The sequence below is a fragment of the Providencia sp. PROV150 genome, assembly GCF_028481025.1.
Classification (GTDB): Bacteria; Pseudomonadota; Gammaproteobacteria; order Enterobacterales; family Enterobacteriaceae; genus Providencia; species Providencia hangzhouensis.
Window position 1 is genome coordinate 26206 of record NZ_JAMPPJ010000002.1, and the last position, 21569, is coordinate 47774.

The 21569-nt window shown below is 38.2% G+C and carries 18 protein-coding genes; 14 read left to right on the forward strand and 4 right to left on the reverse strand.

Annotated features, from left to right (window positions below; all coding sequences use genetic code 11):
* Nucleotides 1-29 precede the first annotated feature (29 nt).
* From PSE83_RS02300 to PSE83_RS02320, 5 genes are all read left to right on the forward strand, one after another.
* On the forward strand, nt 30-887 hold the full coding sequence (locus tag PSE83_RS02300) for a LysR family transcriptional regulator (protein WP_004255005.1): 858 nt from the start codon (nt 30-32) through the stop codon (nt 885-887).
* A 186-nt stretch (nt 888-1073) separates the two neighbouring features.
* Nucleotides 1074-1595 carry a fimbrial protein gene (locus PSE83_RS02305; RefSeq protein ID WP_004255004.1) on the forward strand — a complete coding sequence of 174 codons (522 nt, stop codon included), beginning with the start codon at nt 1074-1076 and terminating at the stop codon, nt 1593-1595.
* A gap of 57 nt (nt 1596-1652) precedes the next feature.
* Complete coding sequence (locus tag PSE83_RS02310; protein ID WP_004255002.1) at nt 1653-2315, forward strand: fimbrial biogenesis chaperone; 663 nt, start codon at nt 1653-1655, stop codon at nt 2313-2315.
* Nucleotides 2316-2326: 11 nt separating this feature from the next.
* Nucleotides 2327-4813 carry a fimbria/pilus outer membrane usher protein gene (locus tag PSE83_RS02315; RefSeq protein ID WP_164565308.1) on the forward strand — a complete coding sequence of 829 codons (2487 nt, stop codon included), beginning with the start codon at nt 2327-2329 and terminating at the stop codon, nt 4811-4813.
* Nucleotides 4814-4821: 8 nt separating this feature from the next.
* Nucleotides 4822-5838, forward strand: a complete 1017-nt coding sequence (locus tag PSE83_RS02320; protein ID WP_164565307.1) for a fimbrial protein — start codon at nt 4822-4824, stop codon at nt 5836-5838.
* Between the two features lie 125 nt (nt 5839-5963).
* On the opposite strand, the gene pyk is transcribed toward PSE83_RS02320, so the two are convergent.
* Nucleotides 5964-7406 (reverse strand): pyruvate kinase, encoded by a 1443-nt coding sequence (gene pyk, locus PSE83_RS02325; protein ID WP_094962974.1) that lies wholly within the window; start codon nt 7404-7406, stop codon nt 5964-5966.
* 199 nt (nt 7407-7605) lie between these two features.
* Entirely contained in the window at nt 7606-8451 is an 846-nt protein-coding gene (locus PSE83_RS02330; protein WP_004254990.1) for a MurR/RpiR family transcriptional regulator, read from the reverse strand.
* Between the two features lie 472 nt (nt 8452-8923).
* On the opposite strand from PSE83_RS02330, the gene zwf reads away from it, so the two are divergent.
* Entirely contained in the window at nt 8924-10399 is a 1476-nt protein-coding gene (gene zwf / locus PSE83_RS02335; protein ID WP_004254987.1) for a glucose-6-phosphate dehydrogenase, read from the forward strand.
* Between the two features lie 105 nt (nt 10400-10504).
* On the opposite strand, the gene pdxK is transcribed toward zwf, so the two are convergent.
* Nucleotides 10505-11353 carry a pyridoxine/pyridoxal/pyridoxamine kinase gene (gene pdxK, locus PSE83_RS02340; protein ID WP_004254983.1) on the reverse strand — a complete coding sequence of 283 codons (849 nt, stop codon included), beginning with the start codon at nt 11351-11353 and terminating at the stop codon, nt 10505-10507.
* A 634-nt stretch (nt 11354-11987) separates the two neighbouring features.
* Between pdxK and mdtJ the strand changes: the two genes are divergently transcribed.
* On the forward strand, nt 11988-12416 hold the full coding sequence (gene mdtJ, locus PSE83_RS02345) for a multidrug/spermidine efflux SMR transporter subunit MdtJ (RefSeq protein ID WP_004254982.1): 429 nt from the start codon (nt 11988-11990) through the stop codon (nt 12414-12416).
* Between the two features lies 1 nt (nt 12417).
* Nucleotides 12418-12750 carry a multidrug/spermidine efflux SMR transporter subunit MdtI gene (gene mdtI / locus PSE83_RS02350; protein ID WP_004254980.1) on the forward strand — a complete coding sequence of 111 codons (333 nt, stop codon included), beginning with the start codon at nt 12418-12420 and terminating at the stop codon, nt 12748-12750.
* A gap of 177 nt (nt 12751-12927) precedes the next feature.
* Here mdtI and PSE83_RS02355 read toward each other — a convergent pair whose 3' ends face one another.
* Complete coding sequence (locus tag PSE83_RS02355; RefSeq protein ID WP_004254978.1) at nt 12928-13275, reverse strand: RidA family protein; 348 nt, start codon at nt 13273-13275, stop codon at nt 12928-12930.
* A gap of 149 nt (nt 13276-13424) precedes the next feature.
* Here PSE83_RS02355 and PSE83_RS02360 point away from each other — a divergent pair, with 149 nt between their 5' ends.
* From PSE83_RS02360 to PSE83_RS02385, 6 genes are all read left to right on the forward strand, one after another.
* Nucleotides 13425-15350 carry an ATP-dependent DNA helicase gene (locus PSE83_RS02360; RefSeq protein ID WP_096864865.1) on the forward strand — a complete coding sequence of 642 codons (1926 nt, stop codon included), beginning with the start codon at nt 13425-13427 and terminating at the stop codon, nt 15348-15350.
* A 94-nt stretch (nt 15351-15444) separates the two neighbouring features.
* Nucleotides 15445-16143, forward strand: a complete 699-nt coding sequence (gene tsaB / locus PSE83_RS02365; RefSeq protein ID WP_096864866.1) for a tRNA (adenosine(37)-N6)-threonylcarbamoyltransferase complex dimerization subunit type 1 TsaB — start codon at nt 15445-15447, stop codon at nt 16141-16143.
* Between the two features lie 245 nt (nt 16144-16388).
* Nucleotides 16389-16991, forward strand: a complete 603-nt coding sequence (locus PSE83_RS02370; RefSeq protein WP_004254971.1) for a Slp family lipoprotein — start codon at nt 16389-16391, stop codon at nt 16989-16991.
* A 430-nt stretch (nt 16992-17421) separates the two neighbouring features.
* Complete coding sequence (gene fadD / locus PSE83_RS02375) at nt 17422-19110, forward strand: long-chain-fatty-acid--CoA ligase FadD (protein ID WP_004254968.1); 1689 nt, start codon at nt 17422-17424, stop codon at nt 19108-19110.
* Nucleotides 19111-19194: 84 nt separating this feature from the next.
* The gene (gene rnd / locus PSE83_RS02380) at nt 19195-20316 is read left to right on the forward strand and encodes a ribonuclease D (protein ID WP_272660617.1); all 1122 of its coding nucleotides are present in this window, start codon (nt 19195-19197) and stop codon (nt 20314-20316) included.
* Between the two features lie 441 nt (nt 20317-20757).
* The gene (locus PSE83_RS02385; RefSeq protein WP_272660618.1) at nt 20758-21501 is read left to right on the forward strand and encodes a Slam-dependent surface lipoprotein; all 744 of its coding nucleotides are present in this window, start codon (nt 20758-20760) and stop codon (nt 21499-21501) included.
* The last annotated feature ends 68 nt before the right edge of the window (nt 21502-21569 follow it).

Sequence of the window (21569 nt, forward strand, 5' to 3'; positions counted from 1 at the left end):
ATCTCCCAGGTTAATAATTTGGAGACTCTATGGTTAAAACCCGAACTACGCTAGACCAATGGATAACCCTACAAGCGGTGGTTGACTACGGTGGTTTTGCTCAAGCAGCTGAAATCTTGCATAGAACACAATCATCAATTAGTTATACCATCAGTAAATTAGAGCAAACGTTAGAAATTGAAATATTTTCTTTAGAAAAACGTCGTGCAGTATTAACTAAACAAGGAGAACAGTTATTAGCGTTATCAAGAGAAGTAACAAATAAAGCGATTTCATTAGAAGAGGTTGCCAAGTCATTAAATTATGAGGGAAATAATAAAATTAATATAGTTATAGATTCGCTATATCAAAGTGATGAAATACTTAAAAAAATTGGAGAGCTAAGCTGCTCTAGAAAGGATTATGATATTGATCTTAAGAAGATTTCACTAAGAAAATCAGATGTTTTTACAATTAAAAATTATGATTTACTAATTACTCATCATTACATTGAGTCGTTAAATCCCATATTTCTTGAACAGGTTGAAGCGGTGCTTGTAACCAACCCAAATCATAAGCTGCAACATTGTTCAGTTGACAATATACTGAAAATAATGGAAAAAACAGCCTCAATTTCTTTGAAGCTTACAGGTATGAATGGGATCAAAAGCATCCAAACTATCCATATTTCTAATGTGGAATTAGCAATTAAATTAGCCGAAAATTCGGTTGGTTATTTATGGTTGCCGAAAAATTTAATCCAGAAAGAATTAAATAATAATTCATTAAAAGAGCTGAAAATAGTAAATAAAAAGTCGTTCTATAATTTTTATATGTATATTAATAAAATCTCAATGGCAAATGAAATTTTAAAAAACTATCTAATTGCTAATAAAAAATCTAAATAAAAGAGCCAGTTCATAAATGATAAAAACAAAGTATTAATATTTTAGATGCAATTTTAAAAAATTCAATGTATCCATTGGTTAACTTAACTAAAGGTAGATGATATATTTCTTCTGAACTAAAAATATGAGTGATTTATTTGTTTATGTAGTAATTAATAATTAAAAATCTATATTATAGGAACTATTATGAGTATTCTAAAAAAATCCCTAACTATAATAGGGGTTACTTTAGCTGTAACATCTACGCCAACTGTTTTTGCTTCAGGTACAATTAACTTTACTGGGGAAATAACTGATATAGCTTGTACAGTTGATAGCAATTCAAAAAATTTAAATGTTGACCTTGGAAAGGTATCAGCTAAAAGTTTAGCCGCACAAGGAGAAGTGGCGGGTTTAAAAAACTTTACTATTAAACTTGTTGATTGTCCAACAAACTCCAAAGTAACTGTACGTTTCGGTGGCACACGTGATACCGCAGACAACGATATTCTTGCAATTAACCAAGCTGTAGGCGTTGCAAATAATGTCGGTGTTGCTTTATTTGAAAAAGATGCAATAACGCAAATTAAGTTGTTTGAAGATTCAAAACAAATTGAATTCGATGGTACAACAGTAGACTTAGACTATGTTGCTCGTTATAAAGCGACTGGTGTAGTAACTGCAGGGCCTGCTAATAGCAGTGCAGTATACAGTATTCAATATCATTAACTAATTGGAGAGTGACAATGGTTACTCTCCTTCTTATTTCAATATAATGGTTGTTTTATGAAAAAAATATTTTTTTCAATCTGTATATGTTTTTTTTCTATAACTAGCACCTCTCAAGCCTCAGGGATTAGTGTAGGTGGAACACGTTTTGTCTATGAAGAAAATAAACGTGAAATTGATATTCCTATTTTCAATAGTGATAAAGAAAAACCTTTTTTAATTCAAAGCTGGGTATCACCATTTGGCGGAGAGGGGAAAGCACCATTTATTGCCATACCACCATTATTTCGTATTGAGCCAGATACAAATGGTTCAGCTAGAATTTCTTATATAGGTGAGTCTATCGGTTCAAATACTGAACAAATTTATTTGCTTAATATCAAATCAATACCACCAAAAAATAATAGTATTGAGAATGAACTACAGATAATCATAAATTCACAGTTTAAATTATTTTTAAGGTCGAAAGATATAGAGCCATTCGACTTTAAAAAAATTTTTTTAGTTGAGAAACCAGATGGGATTATGATTGATAACCAAACTCCATATCACTTATCAATCAAAAATATCCTTGACAATGGCAGGGTTATTGACGGTGCTAGTTTAATATATCCATTCAAAAATGACTATATCATTAAGAAAAAAATAAATAATGGTGACTCAATAGTTGTTCAATTTATCAATGACTATGGCGCTATTATAGAGAAAAAAACCAAATAAGAGTCTCTAAGATGCCAGTTTTTTGTAAAAAAAATACGCTTATGTATTCTAATGTTTTTACTGCGATTAGCTTAATATTTTATATCAATAATACAATTGCTAAAGATATTTTTGATATTAATGCAATTAATTCCGGAATGGAAAACCAAGTCGCAGATATAAATAGTTTAGGCTACCTATCATCTGCGGGAGGACAATTGCCAGGAGATTATTTTGTTGATATCTATATAAATGATAAATTGGTTGATAACAAGAATATAAGGTTTTTATTTGATGATAAAGCTAAAAAATTATCTCCTGAAATAACAAAAAAAATGCTGCTAAACTGGGGTGTGAAAAACTCAGCAAGTGAAAAGTTTTCAGCAAGTGGAGAGGACGAATATTTGAATGACATTAGTAAAATTATTCCTGGTGCTAATTATCAATACAGATTTGAAACCCAACAATTACAAATTAGTATCCCACAAATTGGATTAGAAAATACGAGTAGAGGCTATGTTGAACCAAAGGAATGGGACGATGGAATCACCGCTACATTTGTTAACTACACAGTTCGGTTTAATAAACATTGGTACCAAAATAAGAATAATAGCGATAATTCGTTCTTAGGTTTAAGAAGTGGTATTAATATGGGCGCTTGGCGTTTCCGTAATCATAGTACCTACAGTAAAACGACATATGAAACGAATTGGAATAATCTACAAACTTATGTAGAACGTGATATTCGTAGCTTAAAAAGCCGCTTAACGATTGGTGAAATATCCTCTGATAATGGCGTAATAGAGAGCACCCCTTATCTTGGAGTGAAGCTAGTATCTGATGAAAGTATGTTACCTCAAAGTGAAAGGGGTTTTGCACCTACAGTGACTGGTCTTGTACAATCAAACGCGATTGTTACTATCAGCCAAAATGGCAACGTGATTTATCAAACCACCGTGCCGCCGGGTAGGTTTGCGATTAATGATTTGTATCCAACGTCATATAGTGGTGATCTTGAGGTCACAATTGAAGAAGCTAATGGCACGGTAAGGTCTTTTATTCAGCCTTTCTCTGCAGTGCCAATGATGCAAAGAGCCGGCACATTAAAATATAGCGTAGATATTGGTAAATATAATGTTGATGGTGCACGACGTAAACCTAATTTTGCGCAAGCATCAGCAATTTACGGCTTGCCATATAACTTATCCGTTTATGGAGGTTTCTTAGTTTCTCAAGACTATCAAGCCTACACAATAGGTGCTGGAGTAAATTTAGGCAAAATTGGCGCGATATCAACAGATATTACAGAAGCATCGGTACAATTGATTGATAAAAAGAGTGCGAAAGGGCAAGCGTATCGAATTCAATATTCGAAATACATTCCAAATACAGGCACTTCTTTTTCTTTGGCGTCATATCGTTACTCAACAAAAAACTATTATGATTTTTCTGATTTGAATAATTATCTTTATAATATGGGGCGAAAAAAACAACAGTTTCAAGTATCAGTCTCTCAGTCACTTGACGAAATCGGTTATTTATCGGTGAATGGTTACCAGCAATATTATTGGGACAAAAGTGGTTCTGATAAAAGTTTAACAATGAGTTTTAGCTCTAATTATAATTTATTGAATTACAGCGTTGCTTATTCTTATATTAAACAAGACTATTCAAAAACAAATGACCAAATGCTGTCATTCAATTTGAGTATTCCTTTTGATTTGGGTCGAAAAAATAATTGGGCTAACTATAGCTATAGTACCAGCAAAAATGGAGATTCGATTAGCTCATTAAGTTTTAATGGTATGCAATTAGTAGATAATAATTTGCAGTATAACCTTACGCAAAGACATAACCATAGCCGTAATGAATTTAGCAGTTCCGTTAGTGCAAACTATATAGTTTCATCAGGAGAATACAGTTTGGGTTATAACTATGACCCTAAATATCATGCTATCGATTTCAGTGCAACGGGAGCACTATTATTGCATTCTGGCGGGTTAACGACCTCTCGTACTATCTATGATTCTGCAGTGCTCGTTAAAGCAGAAGATATAGACAATTTAAAAGTAAATAACGCGCAATCACTTTACACTAATTCGTCAGGTTATGCAGTAATTCCCACAGTGACTCGTTATGAACGAAATAAAATTAGTGTCGATACTGCAACATTAAGTGGCAATAATGATGTTGCGATTAATACAACGACAGTCGTTCCTACTCAAGGTGCGATTGTATTAGCTAATTTCCAAGCAAAACGGGGTGCTAGAGTTTTATTAAAACTCAAGTATGCGGGAAAAGCAATTGCATTTGGTACACAAGTTTCTGTTATGGAAAGTGAGGAACAAGTTACAGGCGGTATTGTTGCAAATGATGGGGAAGTTTATTTAAGTGGCGTTCCAGAGCAAAGCAAGATAATAGTGAAATGGGGCAACGGTAATAATCAACAATGTACAGTTCCACTTTTATTATCATTAGAGAATGAAAAAATTCAGTTTATAGAACGAGTTTGTGAATAGGAGTTATCATGAAAAATTTAGGTCTAAAAATAGGCATTTCGTTCCTTTTATATTCACAATTCGGGGCTGCTGAATTTAGGGCTGAATTTACCAGCCAATTAGTTAATCCGAATAAAACACTTTATGTATCACGAACTTTACCAGTAGGTACTTTTATTGGTTCTATTGATTTAGGAACCCACTCTCCATGGACGTGGTGGAATGTGACGGGTAATACAGAAGTTGGAATTTATGTACCAATCGAACCAGGAAATTCAAGGTATATTCCGGGTATAGGTTATGTTAGAGAAATTAATAGTTCAGGCGTTGGTTATACTTTGCATGGTACAGCAATGAGCCCTTGCTCTGGTTTTGCATATGTTGATGGGGTAAATACGAAAGATGGAAATAATAATAATAGATTTATATGTGGCTCTAATGCATCTTCAGCAACGTATACTGTAAAATTAAGGGCGGATTTTTATAAAGTTGGTAATAATGTTAAAAGCCAAACTTTACCAATATCTAATGCTGCGATGTTGATTTTATTCCACAATGGTTTCATTACTACAGATTTATATGGGAGGTTCGAACCCAAAGTAAATATGGGGCCAATCAATGTTATTTCGAGTGGTTGTGAAGTCAAAAATAAGTCAATAGACGTACTATTCGGTAACGTTAGTAAATTGTCCTTTACAGGTGTTGGTTCAACGAGTTCTGAGAGCAAGCAAAATTTTCAAATTGAATTAGATTGTGACCCTATATCTCCGATAAAAATTACGTTTATTGGAACTCAAGATTCAAGTCAAACACCAGGGGCAATCGCACTTAATAATTTAGCCGATGAAAATACAGCGAAAGGTTATGCCATCCAAGTAAAACACAACGGTATACCCATTAAGCTTAATCAATTAATACCGCTCGCCAATAAAAATGACAGAGGGCAATACAACATTCCGTTGGAAGCCGCGTATATCCAAACTCAATCTGCAACGACAGCTGGGAAAGCGAATGGTACGCTACAATTTAACCTACAATATCATTAAATGCTATTTTCTCTGTATTTTACGCAAGTGATGCAGAGCTATACTTTCTTGTGTTAATTCTTTTTTAAGTTAGATAGCGTTTCAATATAAAGGAAAGCCCCCACCCATAGGCGAGGGCTAAAAGATTATTCAACTTCTAGAATACGACAAGTATTCGTGCTACCTACAGTGCCCATTAAGTCACCTTGGGTGACAAGAACCACGTCACCACTCATTAAATAGCCGTTATCACGTAAACGCGTGACAGCTTCATTGGCAGCCGCAATACCATCTGTATGGGTGCTACAGAAAACAGGTGTAACACCACGATAGAGAGAACATTGATTAAGGGTTTTTTCATGACGAGACATGGCAAAAATAGGTAAACCAGAGCTGATCCGAGACATCATACGAGCAGTACGGCCAGACTCAGTCATTGCTATGATAGCTTTAACCCCTTTAAGATGGTTAGCAGCATACATTGTTGACATTGCAATTGCTTCTTCAGGGCTATTAAACTCCGCATCTAAACGGTGTTTAGACACATTTAGGCCCGGCATTTTTTCTGCGCCAAAACAAACCTGCGCCATCGCGGCTACCGTTTCTGCTGGGTACTGGCCTGCAGCAGTTTCAGCAGAAAGCATAACGGCATCAGTACCATCCAACACCGCATTCGCAACGTCCATGACTTCGGCTCGCGTTGGCATAGGGTTAGTGATCATCGATTCCATCATTTGTGTTGCGGTTATAACAACACGGTTTAATTGGCGAGAGCGGCGGATCAATTTTTTCTGGACAGCGACTAATTCAGGGTCGCCAATTTCCACTCCGAGGTCACCACGAGCAACCATAACGACATCAGAAGCGAGAATAACTTCATCCATCACTTCATCATTGGCAACGGCTTCTGCACGTTCTACTTTAGCAACAATTTGGCATTCACAGCCCGCATCACGAGCTAATCGGCGTGCATAATCTAAATCTTCACCTGAGCGAGGGAATGAAACAGCTAAGTAATCAACATTAATTTTTGCAGCAGTTTTTATATCTTCTTTGTCTTTTTCTGTTAATGCTTCAGCTGAAAGACCGCCACCGAGTTTATTAATACCTTTATTGTTAGATAGTTGGCCACCAACAGTAACTTCTGTAAATACCTGTAACCCTTTGACTTCAAGGACTTTCAATTGTACTCGACCATCATCAAGAAGCAAAATATCACCTGGGACGACATCGGCAGGTAAGCCTTTATAGTCGATACCTACTTTCTCTTGGCAGCCTTCACCTTTACCTAAATTGGCATCAAGAATGAATTTATCGCCAATATTTAGGAAAACTTTGCCATCTTTAAAAGTGGAAACACGAATTTTAGGACCTTGCAAATCACCGAGGATCGCAACATGACGTCCTAAACGAGCGGCAATCTCACGTACTTTGTTCGCACGTAATAGATGGTCTTCTGGAGTTCCGTGGGAGAAGTTAAGGCGAACAACGTTGGCGCCAGCGTTGATAATTTTTTCAAGGTTATTATCGCGATCTGTAGCTGGACCAAGAGTTGTAACAATTTTAGTTCTTCTAAGCCGTCTAGACATGTATTACTCCGTTGACCTGTAATGGTGTTGATAAAAGAGTGAAACCATTTCACTCCATTTCGAAACCTGTTTACTGCAAATAGGGATGCTGACACGAGCACAGCTATTATATACAGCCAATTTCTTAATGCTATCAGGTCTGTAAAACTATTAAAGCCTGAAAGCAAAGAAAAGCATTTATACTGTCAATTTATTGCCTTTAGATGCTATCAAACCGCGAATCACGTAATGCTTCTTTGACGCGCTTCAAGTTATCTCTAAATTTTTCACCTCTTCTTAACGTAAAACCCGTTGTTAGTACATCAATGACAGCGAGCTGCGCCATTCTTGATACCATTGGCATATAGATATCAGTATCTTCAGGAACATCAATAATGATAGATAAGGAAGCGGCTTGAGAGAGAGGTGAGTTTTCTGAGGTAATTGCAATTATAGTCGCGTCATTTTCCCGTGCTAAACGTGCCATATCAACTAATGCTTTGGTTCTTCCTGTATGGGAAATGAGCACAATAACATCTCCTTCATTACTATTGATACAGCTCATACGTTGCATGACAATATCATCGAAGTATATGACAGGAATATTAAAGCGGAAAAACTTATTCATTGCGTCGTGTGCGACAGCAGCAGAGGCACCAAAGCCAAAAAAACTGATTTTCCGAGCTTGAGTTAATAAATCAACAGCACGATTAATTGCACTGATATCTAATGTGTGTTTTACATTATCTAATCCAGCCATAGCAGATTCAAAAATCTTATGAGTATAGGTATTTACTGTATCGGTTTCTTCTATATGGCGGTTAATATAGGGAGTGCCGTTAGCTAAATTTTGTGCTAGTCGTAATTTAAAATCAGGGAATCCTTTCGTATCCATTTTTCGACAAAATCGGTTTACTGTTGGCTCGCTAACATCAGCTAATTGCGCAAGTGTGGCGATACTGAGATGAATGGCATTTTGTGGCATACCTAGAATAACCTCAGCCACCTTTTTTTCTGATTTACTTAAAAAATCGAGACTTGTCTTCATTTGTTCTAAAATATTCATATAGCAAAAGCGCCTATTTCATCGAAAGGAGAAATTTTTGAGTCATCACGTTATCCTATTATTGATTTTAAATTTCTTGCTGTGATGTCGTAATAGAGAGTGAAAATATACTATGTATGATATGTAATCTATCTGAATACAGGTGATAAGTAGCAGCTTTTTATGAAACTTTGACCCGTATCTAATTTTCAGAATAGTAAACATCCTACTTATTTTGTTATTTTTTTACGGAAGCTGTCTCCATTCAGTTAAATCGCATCTTTTTAATACACTAAAAATTATTCAGTGTGTAACATAAGATTAAACAGACAATATGTTGTTTTTTTCATCATAAAAACTGTGATCGGTATCATGAACATTTACTGGGCACTAGCAACAGGGTACATTAGCGGAATTAGGGCTAATTTTAACAAAATTACAATAAGGCCTATCCTAGTTAGGTCTTACATTCCGCAAATTGAGGAGAACCAATATGGCGGTACATAATGCTGCTCAAGCTTGTGACTTAATTATTTTTGGCACCAAGGGAGACCTCGCTCGTCGTAAGCTGCTGCCATCGCTTTATCAGTTAGAAAAAGCAGGTTACATTCATCCAGACACGCGCATTATTGGTGTTGGTCGTGCTGAATGGAGTCAAGATGATTATGTCCACTTTGTCAAAGAAGCGTTAGATAAGTTCTTAAAAGAAGATCTCGATTCAGCATTGTGGGAAAAACTAAGCGCTCGCTTGGATTTTTGTAACTTAGACGTTAACCAGACTGAAAGTTTTGTGCGTTTAGCTGAAATGTTAAAACAAGATGCACAACCCGCTATCCATTACTTTGCTATGCCACCGAGTACTTTTGGTGCTATGTGTCAAGGGTTGGGTCATGCTAAATTAAATAAAAAGCCAAATCGCGTTGTCATGGAAAAACCACTGGGAACGGATTTAGCGTCGTCACAAGAAATTAATAATGAAGTGGCGAAGTATTTTGATGAAAGCCAAGTCTATCGTATTGACCACTATCTTGGTAAAGAAACCGTTTTAAACTTACTCGCATTGCGTTTTGCAAACTCGTTATTTATCAATAACTGGGACAACCGCACTATTGATCATGTCCAAATCACGGTTGCAGAAGAAGTAGGAATCGAAGGTCGTTGGGGATATTTCGACCAAGCAGGCCAAATGCGTGATATGGTACAAAACCACTTATTGCAAATCTTAACGATGATTGCCATGTCACCACCGGCAGATTTAACCACTGACCGTATTCGCGATGAAAAAGTGAAAGTCTTACGTTCTTTACGTCGTATCGACCATACAAATGTGCGTGAAAAGGCAGTACGAGGGCAATATACCTCTGGTTTTGTTCAAGGTAAAAAAGTCCCTGGATATTTAGAAGAAGAGGGTGCGAACAAGCAAAGCATGACCGAGTCATTCGTTGCTTTACGCGTTGATATCGATGATTGGCGTTGGGCAGGTGTACCTTTCTATTTACGTACGGGTAAGCGCCTACCTGCAAAATGTTCTGAAGTTGTTGTTTATTTTAAAAAACCAGCATTGAATATTTTCTCTGAAAGTTATCAAGACCTGCCTCAGAATAAATTAACCATTCGTTTGCAGCCAGACGAAGGGATTGATATTGAAATTATGAATAAGGCACCAGGCCTTGATCATAAACATCGTTTACAAACCACTAAATTGGATTTAAGTTTCTCTGAAACTTTCAACCAGACTCACCTTGCAGATGCTTATGAGCGTTTATTACTTGAAGCCATGCGTGGCATTCAAGCACTGTTTGTTCGCCGTGATGAAGTAGAAGAGGCATGGAAATTTGTTGATTCTATTATAGATGCATGGGCAATGGACAATGAAGCGCCTAAGCCATATCAAGCAGGGACTTGGGGGCCGATTGCATCTGTTGCGATGATCGCACGCGATGGCCGTTCATGGAATGAGTTTGAATAATATTATCAATATTTGAAATATTAGGTGGTATATTGACTAAAATGGCGGGGTAATCCCGCCATTTATCTGTGTTTATCATATTGTTAGGTATGGCTACATAGAATATTAAAGGATTAATTCGCTACGTCCTGTCGCTGCCATATGAATAATCGCTTGCTCGATGCGTAAACATGCCATTTTAGCGGCATCAGGAACGGATAGTCCCGCTAATAACTGAGCGGTGAGTTCAGCGCCAAATAAATCCCCCGTTCCTTTTGGTGTGACAGGGTAACGTTTGTGGCGGATTACGGCCACGTTATCTTGGGTAACACAAACGACTTCAATGTTGTCGTCATCAGGCTGGAAAGCACTTGTGATGATTACCCACTGTGTATTTCCCTTTAATAAGCTACGGGCTGCAGCCGTAGCATCATCCAAGTTATGGACTTGTTTGCCACTTAACGTCATGAGCTCGAATTTGTTTGGAATAATACCTGTAGCTAAAGGAATGACTTTATCGCGGTATACCTCGGCAATTTCGGGTGGAATATAAAAACCGCTGTCTTCATCTCCCATGACTGGGTCAACAATAACCGGTAGTGCCGTTCTTTCTTTACGAACTAGAGTTAACCAGTTTGCTAAGTCTTGGGCTTTTTCTGGGGAACCTAGATAACCAGTCAAAATAGCTCTCACAGAATTTAAGCTACCCCGCTCAACAAAACCGTTTAAATAACCACGAAACCACTCACCAGGCAACTCACCACCATAGCAAGTTGTATAATGAGGCGTATTACTGAGTACTACAGTAGGTACTGCCGCAACACGTAAACCTTGTTTTGTCAGGGCTGGAACGGCAATACTATTTCCAACACTGCCATAAATAACTTGTGACTGAATTGAAACAACATCATAAGGTAATGGCGTTGCATCAGTGGAATTTTGGAAACTATTGGAGGTAAGGCTAAAGGCGTTCATGGCTCTCTCTTCGGCATATTACAATCATATAGCTACTATAAGAAGCTTGTTCAATCAGGTTGTCAATGCTAAAAATCGAATAGCTTAATTAAGGCGTGATGAGAGTATAAAAAGTGGAAAAAAGAGATTTTTTTATAAAATAATTCCAGTGAAAAATTTATCATCATCGCTTGTTTATTCGCGCAATAGTTGATAGCTCAAGGGTTGATTAGCATATTAATGAATAGTTATGCATATTTTTATTCAATGCAAAAAATGTTTATATTCATTGACTTAATAAATTTGGCATGTTAAAAATAAACTGAAATTAACTATCAACATGAGGGTTCGGAGTAAATTGGGTAGATGTCTACCTGATGAAAAGAATAAGATATCATGCTTAGCTCAACTAGCGGCAAGATCAGCAAGTCCCAAAAAAGAACGACACACAGGCTTTTCCTTTCAGCTATCCTTTCCAGTGAACACTACTGGTGTGGTGCATTATAGCGTCTCTCTCGATTATTCATTTCGCTGAATAAACTCAGCAATACGTTGTTATTTATTTGAATTTTCAACAACTACGCAATAGTAATCTGTATTTTTTATCTGTACAAAAAATAGACTATTACGTGGCTGTATATAGAGAGATATTATAATGATTTACTGGATATTTTTAGTATTAGCTATCGTAACTGAAGTTATCGGTACACTATCAATGAAACATGCCAGCGTCAGTGGTGATTTTACTGGTATGGTCGTGATGTATGTGATGATAGCAACATCATACATTTTACTTGCTGTTGCAGTTAAAAAAGTGGCATTAGGTGTCGCCTATGCACTATGGGAAGGTATCGGTATCCTTTTTATCACAACATTTAGTGTCATGTGGTTTGGAGAAACGCTATCACCGATGAAAATTGGGGGGTTAGTATTACTGATCACCGGTATTGGACTGATTAAGTCAGGCACCAAGAAAACCACCGTTCGTCAATCTGCACAAAAAGTAAAACAAGTTACACAAAACGCGGTCAATGCAGCCAAAACAAATGCTTTAGTTGGACGCGAAGCTAAGTCGGAGGCGTAATATGGCCAGTCATTTTGAATGGTGGCATGCTGCGTTTTTGATCCTAGCAGTCATATTAGAAATCGCAGCCAACATTTTGTTAAAAATGTCGAATGGATTTAAACGATATTGGATAGGTATTCTCTCCCTAATTGCGGTACTCGGAGCCTTCAGTGCATTAGCGCAAGCTGTAAAAGGAATCGAACTTTCAATTGCTTATGCATTATGGGGAGCATTCGGGATTATCGCGACAGTAGCAGCAGGTTGGATTCTTTTCAATCAACGGCTAAATTATAAAGGCTGGGGGGGAATTGTGTTGCTGTTGCTGGGGATGGTACTTATTAAGATGTCATAATGCTCGTCTTATTTTGCACTGTCGCGTTGTTGGCTGCATTCGTTAACCCTAGTCACATACTTTTGTATGCCCCAAGGGATTAACTCACTTGCCGCCTAGCGACATCACAAACTATTTAGAGCATGGATGGGCGCTAATAATTGGCGCCCATTTTTATGCAAAGCAAAACTTGTTTAATCAATCAATTGCTGCAACAATCTTAATTTCAACTTTATATTCTGGCTTCATCAACAATGCTTGGACAGTACAACGAACAGGTGCGCTTCCAGCAACAACCCATGCATCCCATGCTTGGTTCATCCCAGCAAAATCGGCTTTATCAGCGAGGAAAATGGTGGCATCAAGAATTTTACTTTTGTCTGAACCAACACGTTCAAGCATCACATCAATCGCCGCGAGTGTATTTGCTGTTTGGGCAACAATATCAGCGTCAAGATTTTCAGGAACACTGGTGTAGTAAATGACATTATTGTGAATGACAGCTTCAGACCAACGATTATCAGGGTCAATACGTTTGATAGTCATAATTATTCCTTATTATACATGTGGCTCAAGAATAACAGTTTGCAGGCTGGATGAAAATCAGTTGTTCAACGAAGTAATAATTACCTAAGCAGGGTTAAGAAACTCATGGTAAAGTGTGCACTCATTATTCCTAATAAATAGGTCATGTAGTGCACGACGATTTTTCTGCGGATGGCTTTTTAGCCAGAACAATTCCTGGTTTTCAGCCTCGAGAAGCACAAGTTACGATGTCGAATGCAGTAACCGAGTCGATTGAGCAGCAGCATGTGCTGGTGGCGGAAGCGGGTACTGGAACAGGAAAAACATATGCTTATTTAGTTCCTGCACTGCGTAGTGGAAAAAAAGTCATTGTTTCTACGGGATCAAAAGCCTTACAAGATCAACTGTATCACCGAGACTTACCGACAATTATTGATGCGATGAATTACACTGGACGGACCGCGTTATTAAAAGGGCGTTCGAATTATTTATGTTTAGAGCGATTAGACCAACAATCCCTTGGTGGTGGTAGTCTTGAGCCGGAAATATTGTCCGCTGTTGTGAGGTTACGCAGTTGGTCCATTGAATCTGAGCTAGGTGATACGAGCACTTGTCATGATATTGCGGAGGATAGCCCTGTTTGGCCGTTAGTGACTAGCACCAATGATAATTGTCTTGGAAGTGATTGCCCACGTTATCAAGAATGTTTTGTCTTAAAAGCACGACGTAAAGCTTTAGAAGCGGATATTGTCGTTGTGAATCACCATTTATTTATGGCTGATAGAGTCGTGAAAGATACAGGTTTTGGAGAATTAATTCCCCAAGCAGAGGTCATGATTTTTGATGAAGCGCACCAAATTCCTGATATAGCCAGCCAATATTTTGGTCAGCAACTAAGTAGTCGCCAATTGCTTGATCTGGCACGTGATATGATTATGGCCTATCGAACTGAGTTAAAAGACCAAGTGCAACTGCAAAAAAGTGCAGATAGGCTCACTCAAAGTACGCTAGATTTCCGGCTCAATTTGGGAGAAAACAGTTTTCGTGGCAATTTACGTGATTTACTAAAGCGCCCTGAAGTACAAAGAGCATTGACATTACTTGATGATTCTCTTGAACTTTGTTACGAAGTGATCAAAACCACTTTGGGCCGTTCACAGAGCTTAGACTCTATTTTTGAGCGTGTTACTATTTACCGAAATCGTTTGAACCGTTTAAAAGATGTGACAATTGCAGGCTACAGCTATTGGTTTGAAAGTTATGGTCGCCATTTTTTACTGGCACTAACGCCATTAACGGTTGCAGATAAATTCAGCGAAATGATCGCAAGTACGCCAGCCAGTTGGGTATTTACATCAGCAACTTTGTCGGTAAATGAAAAACTAAGTCACTTCACTGACCGTTTAGGTCTAGCCACGGCAAAAACGCTATTATTAGCCAGCCCATTTGATTATCAAAGCCAAACTTTATTATGTGTTCCGCGTTTTTTACCCGAACTCAATCAACGAGGCCTCGCACAAAAATTGGCAACCATGCTACGACCTATGATTGAAAAAAATCAGGGACGTTGCTTCTTTTTATGTACATCACACCTGATGATGCGTGAATTGGCCGAGGAATTTAAATCTTCATTGACATTACCGGTTCTAATGCAAGGGGAAAGCAGTAAAAACAAACTGTTATCTCAGTTTATTGCTGCGGGGAATGCTGTTTTAGTTGCCACTAGTAGCTTTTGGGAGGGGGTTGATGTGCGAGGTGATGAATTAACTTGTGTCATTATCGATAAACTCCCATTTACTGCCCCTGATGACCCGCTATTAAGAGCGCGCATCGAAGATTGTGAATTACGGGGTGGAGATCCATTCTCGGATGTCCAATTACCAGATGCAGTTATTACTTTAAAGCAAGGTGTAGGGCGGCTAATTCGAGACACTAGTGATTATGGTGTCATCGTTATTTGTGATAACCGTTTAGTGACTCGCCCTTATGGTGAGGTTTTTTTACGTAGCCTTCCGCCATCACCACGAACAAGAAGTATACAAAAAGCAATTGCATTTCTTGAAGAGAAAAGGCAAGAAGTTAATAGAGTGAGGTAAATCCCACCTTGTTTTTCTGCTATTCCTACGGCCGTTTATGTTAATATAATCGGCATCTTTTAATCAGAAACTATTAATTTGCCGGAGTTTAGGCATGTCGAGTCGTATTCTTGCTGTTGATACAGCAACAGAAGCCTGTTCAGTCGCACTTTGGTGTGAAGGTGACATTATTTCGCGTTTCGCGATTTCTCCTCGAGAGCACACACAAAAAATTTTACCGATGGTTGAGGAAGTTCTTGCAGAAGCTGGGATGGGGTTGAACCAGCTAGATGCATTGGCTTTCGGACGTGGTCCTGGTAGTTTTACAGGGGTTCGTATTGGTGTTGGTATTGCACAAGGGTTAGCACTAGGGGCTAATTTGCCCATGATTGGCGTTTCCTCTTTAATGACACTTGCTGAAGGCGCCTTTCGTATAATGGGGCATCATCAGGTATTAGTGGCTATTGATGCACGGATGTCAGAAATTTATTGTGCCCAATATCAGCGAACATCCGCAGGCCAATGGTTAGGTGAAGAAACTGAAGCAGTTCTACTTCCCGACGATTTTAAGAGCAAAGTGACAGGGCTTTCAGGGCTGTGGGGTTATGCAGGTACTGGGTGGGAGGCATATCCCTCATTGTTGAATGCATCAATTACATTAGCTAACAGTCATATTACGCTGCCTGATGCGCAAGATATGTTACCCATTGCTGCTCAATTATGGCAACAGGGAAAAGTGGTTGCCGTTGAAAATGTTGAACCTACTTACCTGCGTAATGAAGTTACATGGAAAAAATTGCCTGGTCGTGAATAATACACAGAAAATTAATTGATGTTGAATTGGCTATATCAGGTGATATGGCCAATTTTTTATATTACACACAAAACAAATCAAATATTGAATAATAAAAATACAAATCGAATCATTCAATAATTTAGGATATTATTAGGTGGTAAGATAATTCTTATGGCTACTTTTAACATATCGTGTTTTGTTTACTAAATGCTATTTAAAATTGTATTACCTGAATTTATAATATCGCTAATCGGAGGTGGTCTATGAATATTGAATTAAACTGCCGTAATGCACTTAAAGGTCTTTTTATTGCAAGCGTATTAGCGCTGACAGGGTGTGTTTCAATACCTGCTTCAATTCAAGGCTCGGTTCAAAACCCAACAGATAACTTAACATCGGTACAAAATGCTCCTGAAATGTATATTGGCCAAGAGGCGCGTTTTGGTGGGAAAGTCCTTGCAGTTGAAAACGAAGCAGCAAGAACACGTTTAGAAATTGCGGTGATGGCATTGAATAAATATGATGCAGCACCAGAGCTTAATTCCCCTTCAATTGGCCGCATTTATGCGTACTTAAATGGTTTTCGTGAGCCAAGTGATTTTACTAACCGTTATATCACTGTGGTGGGGAAAATCACGGGGGAACAGCAAGGGAAAGTAGGGCAAGTTCCTTATAAGTATGTCACGTTAGATGTAACAGGTTTCCAACGCTGGAATGTCGCACAAAGTGTTATGATCCCGCCGTCTGGCCCTTGGGGTTATGGTTATTATGGCGACCCGTATTTTTATAACCACCCATGGGGTTATGGTTATGGGTACGGTTATCCAGGAGGCCCAGTACCCGTACAAACTTATCTAACAGAATAACGATTATTTTTCTTTATTTAAAGGCCCCGATTATTGCGGGGTCTTTTTGTTTTCCGTAAAAAGATTATCTAAATAAGAGCTGATAAATAAGAGTGTTTAATAAAAGTATTAGCTAAAATTTAATCCCAGCAAAAGTGACTTCGGTTAATGTAATAGATTAAATCCCTTCTTAAGTGCGAGATAACCTTTCCAAAAATAGCGTAAAATCATGTATAATCAGGCAATCTTGTACAGATTTACATCTGTTTAACGAATTTAAGACAAACTAGGCGGCTTAGTCCGCCTAGTTTTTTCTTGAAGGAACAAAATTTATTTAGTGATAGACCTCTCAACCTTGACATTGTCTGTTTTTCAAACTGGTACGCTGAGTTAATAATTTGTTAAAAGAGATGTTGAGTATAATAACTTCACTAAATTCAGGAGTAACATTTTGGAAAAAATCTGGCTAAAAAATTACCCTGCTGATGTGCCGGAAGAAATCAATCCTGATAGCTTCGCTTCTCTAGCAGAGTTACTTGAAGATGCGGTCTCTCAATTTGCCGACCAACCTGCATTCATTAATATGGGAGCAGTGATGACTTATCGGAAACTTGAAGAGAGAAGTCGCGCTTTTGCCGCCTACTTACAAAATGGACTTGGTCTTAAAAAAGGGGATCGTGTCGCATTAATGATGCCAAACCTATTACAGTATCCGATTGCCCTGTTTGGGATATTGCGAGCAGGTATGGTGGTAGTCAACGTCAACCCACTTTATACCCCGAGAGAACTAGAGCACCAATTGAATGATAGCGGTGCAACCGCAATTGTAATTGTGTCGAATTTTGCACATACACTGGAAAAAATTGTTTTCAATACCAAAGTGAAACACGTCATTTTAACTCGTATGGGTGACCAGCTTTCACGTCCTAAAGCCACGATTGTTGATTTTGTTGTCAAATATGTAAAACGTTTAGTCCCTAAATATAACTTACCAGACGCCATCTCCTTTCGCCGTGCCATGCATTATGGCTATCGTATGCAATATATTAAACCTAACATTGCTGGTGATGACTTGGCCTTTTTGCAATATACAGGTGGAACCACCGGTGTTGCTAAAGGGGCGATGTTAACTCATCGCAATATGTTAGCAAATATTGAGCAGGCAAGGGCAGCTTACGGGCCTGTACTGAAATTTGGTGCTGAATTTGTTGTCACCGCTTTACCGCTGTACCATGTTTTTGCATTGACAGTAAACTGCTTACTGTTTATCACTGTAGGGGGCGTTAACTTATTGATTACTAACCCTAGAGATGTACCGGACACCGTAAAACAATTAGGACGTTATCCGGTTACGTCAATTACCGGGGTTAATACCTTATTTAATGCATGGTTGCACAACGAAGAGTTTAAAAAACTGGATTTTTCGCGTTTACGTCTTTCGGTTGGTGGGGGGATGCCTGTTCAAAAAGCAGTTGCAGAAAAATGGCAAAAGCTCACTGGGAAACATTTACTCGAAGGGTATGGGTTAACGGAATGTGCGCCACTAGTTACAGGTAACCCTTATAATTTAACCAGTTATAGCGGAAGTATTGGTTTACCTGTTCCGTCAACAGATGTTAAATTCCTTGATGACGATGGCAACGAAGTCGCTATTGGTGAGCCTGGCGAAATGTGGGTAAAAGGCCCGCAAGTCATGAAAGGGTATTGGAACCGGCCTGATTCTACCGCGGATACGATAGTGGATGGTTGGTTAGCGACAGGGGATATCGCTGAAATTGATAGCGAAGGGTATATTCGTATTGTTGATCGTAAAAAAGATATGATCATCGTTTCAGGTTTTAACGTCTATCCAAATGAAATTGAAGATGTCATTTCTGCACATCCGGACGTGATAGAATGCGCTGCAATTGGTGTACCTAGTGAAAGTACAGGCGAAGCGGTTAAAGTTTTCGTTGTAACGAAAAATGCGAATTTAACGGGTGATGAGCTAAAAACCTTTTGCCGCCGTTCATTAACCGCGTATAAAGTCCCTAAGATATTTGAATTTCGTGATGAATTACCAAAATCTAACGTGGGTAAAATTTTACGTAAAGACCTACGTGATGAAGAAAAATTGCAAAGAGAAAAATCACAAGTATGATTGTGGTTTAGTCGTAAATTATAAATAGATGACGCCGGTTTTAGCCGGCGTCATTGTGATGAAAATAACAAAGAGAAACTTGTTTTGAATTATCGTTTAGTAACTACAGATAGCGAATTAGCCCAAGTATGCCAAGAGGCGAGTAATGCACCATGGCTCGCTTTGGATACCGAGTTTGTTCGTACCCGAACATATTACCCACAACTAGGTTTGCTACAGCTATATGATGGAAAGCAAGTTTCGTTAATTGACCCATTATTAATGACGGATTTTAGCCCGTTCAAAGCACTTTTAACGAATCCTGAGCAACTTAAATTTTTACATGCAGGTAGTGAAGACTTAGAAGTGTTTATGCATGATTTTGATTGTGTCCCTGAGCCGATGATCGACACACAAGTTGTGGCGGCATTTTTAGGTTATCCAATTTCTTGTGGTTTTGCATCATTGGTTGCTGAACATTTAGGTATTGAACTAGACAAAAGTGAATCACGGACAGACTGGCTTGCGCGTCCTCTGAGCGAAAAACAATGCGATTATGCAGCCGCAGATGTGCTGTATTTGCTGCCATTAGCTGAAATTCTAATGGAAAAAGTGACTGAAGCGGGCTACTTGGAAGATGCCAAAGATGAGTGTCAACGTGTTGTGGCTCGTCGGCAAAAAGCCTTAAAGCCAGAAAAAGCCTACATGAATATCCATAATGCATGGCAGCTACGTGATGAACAGCTCGCTTGTTTGCAATTATTAGCCGAATGGCGTTTAAACCAAGCTAAAGCCCGCGATATGGCTGTTAACTTTGTAGTAAAAGAAGAGCACCTGTGGAAAGTGGCTCGTTATTTACCGGGCTCTCTGGGTGAACTTGATGCACTTGGCTTAACTGGGCAGGAAATTCGTTGCCATGGCAAGCGCTTGTTAGCCATTGTCGAGCAAGCAAAGCAACTTGATGAAAGCCAATACCCAACGCCTGTAGCGAATATTACGGAACAGAGCCAATACAAAAGCTTATTTAAAGAAATTAAAGCGATGGTCAAAGATATTGCTGAAAATGAAAAATTTAATGCAGAACTATTGGCTTCTAGGCGGCAAATTAACCAATTACTGTCGATTCATTGGGGGTTAAAATCTTCGCTTACACCTCCTGAGCTGCTGTCGGGGTGGAGAGGGCGATTACTCGCCGAGCCCATTACAAAGTTATTAGCAAACGAGTAATATATTAAGGTACAAGAAGAAAGCTTCTTGTACCTTATTTAAATAGCTTAGCTTATTTATAATCTTCAATCTTATCTTCATTTTTATTTATTATTCATTCAATAAACTTATAAAAATATACGTCACATTTACTTGTGGGTGTATTTATCTTATTTTCACTCAAAATTTGTAATTACTCTTAAAAATTCAATTAATCTTTAATGTAAAACGCAATAAATAAAACTATCCATTATAGGGTCTTTAATTAACCAGTTAAAAAATAAAAGGTTATTTTATTTTATGGTTTAATAATAAAAAATTGAATTATATTCCTTACATTTGTAAATAAAAATCATTTTCATATACTGAATCTCGAACATTAAAGGAAAGAATAATCTTTTATTTAATGTGTTTCGTTAATAAACCAATCTAATTCAAACTTCTATTGAAGAGGATGAATAAATGAAAAAATTATCACTAATTACAGTCGCAGTATCTTTCTCTGTATTTTCTGTTGGTGTTATGGCAGAAACAGAATCAGCGCAAAGCTTAAGTTACGTAGGTAATGAAACAAATATTATTGTTGATAAAACCCAATCAACCATGGGACCTCATGGTGGCAGTATTGGTGCACCGGGTATCGGTTCTCGCTTTATGAGAAATGGAAAAACAATTTCGTTCTCTGGTTTAAAAAACTTAGTCACGCAAAAGCCTGACAACGTGTATGTTTTGGAAAGTGGCGGTAGCCCGCACGGTGGAATGGGTAAGTTCCAATTTAGCCAGGTTGCAGATGCCGAGGTATATTTCGGTGATTGGTCACAAACAGGGGCTGCTGATGATGCAATGCACACGGTTTATTTCTCTGGTGAGAATGCAACGACAGAAGTGCCAACCAGTGGCCAAGCAACTTATACGATAGCGGGTATTAACCAGTTTGCAGGAGAAGAAAAACAGACAGGTTGGTTTAATGCTGACTTTGCGGATAAATCATATACAGGTGCATTAGAAGGAGTAAATAGCCACTCCATGGAAGGGGCTATTAAAGAAGACGGTAAATTTAGCGGTACTGCCATTGCCAATGGAATACACCAAGGTGATAGTATGGGGCAACTCTTTGGGGATAATGCAGAACAAGTGGCGGGTATTCTCTCTTATGCGGATAACCGTGAGTTAGACACGGCATTTGGTGGCCAGAAAGACGAATAATTACTGAACATATAATAAGCTAAAAAAAGTAGGCAAAAGTGATTTTGTCTACTTTTTTATTTTTGTCA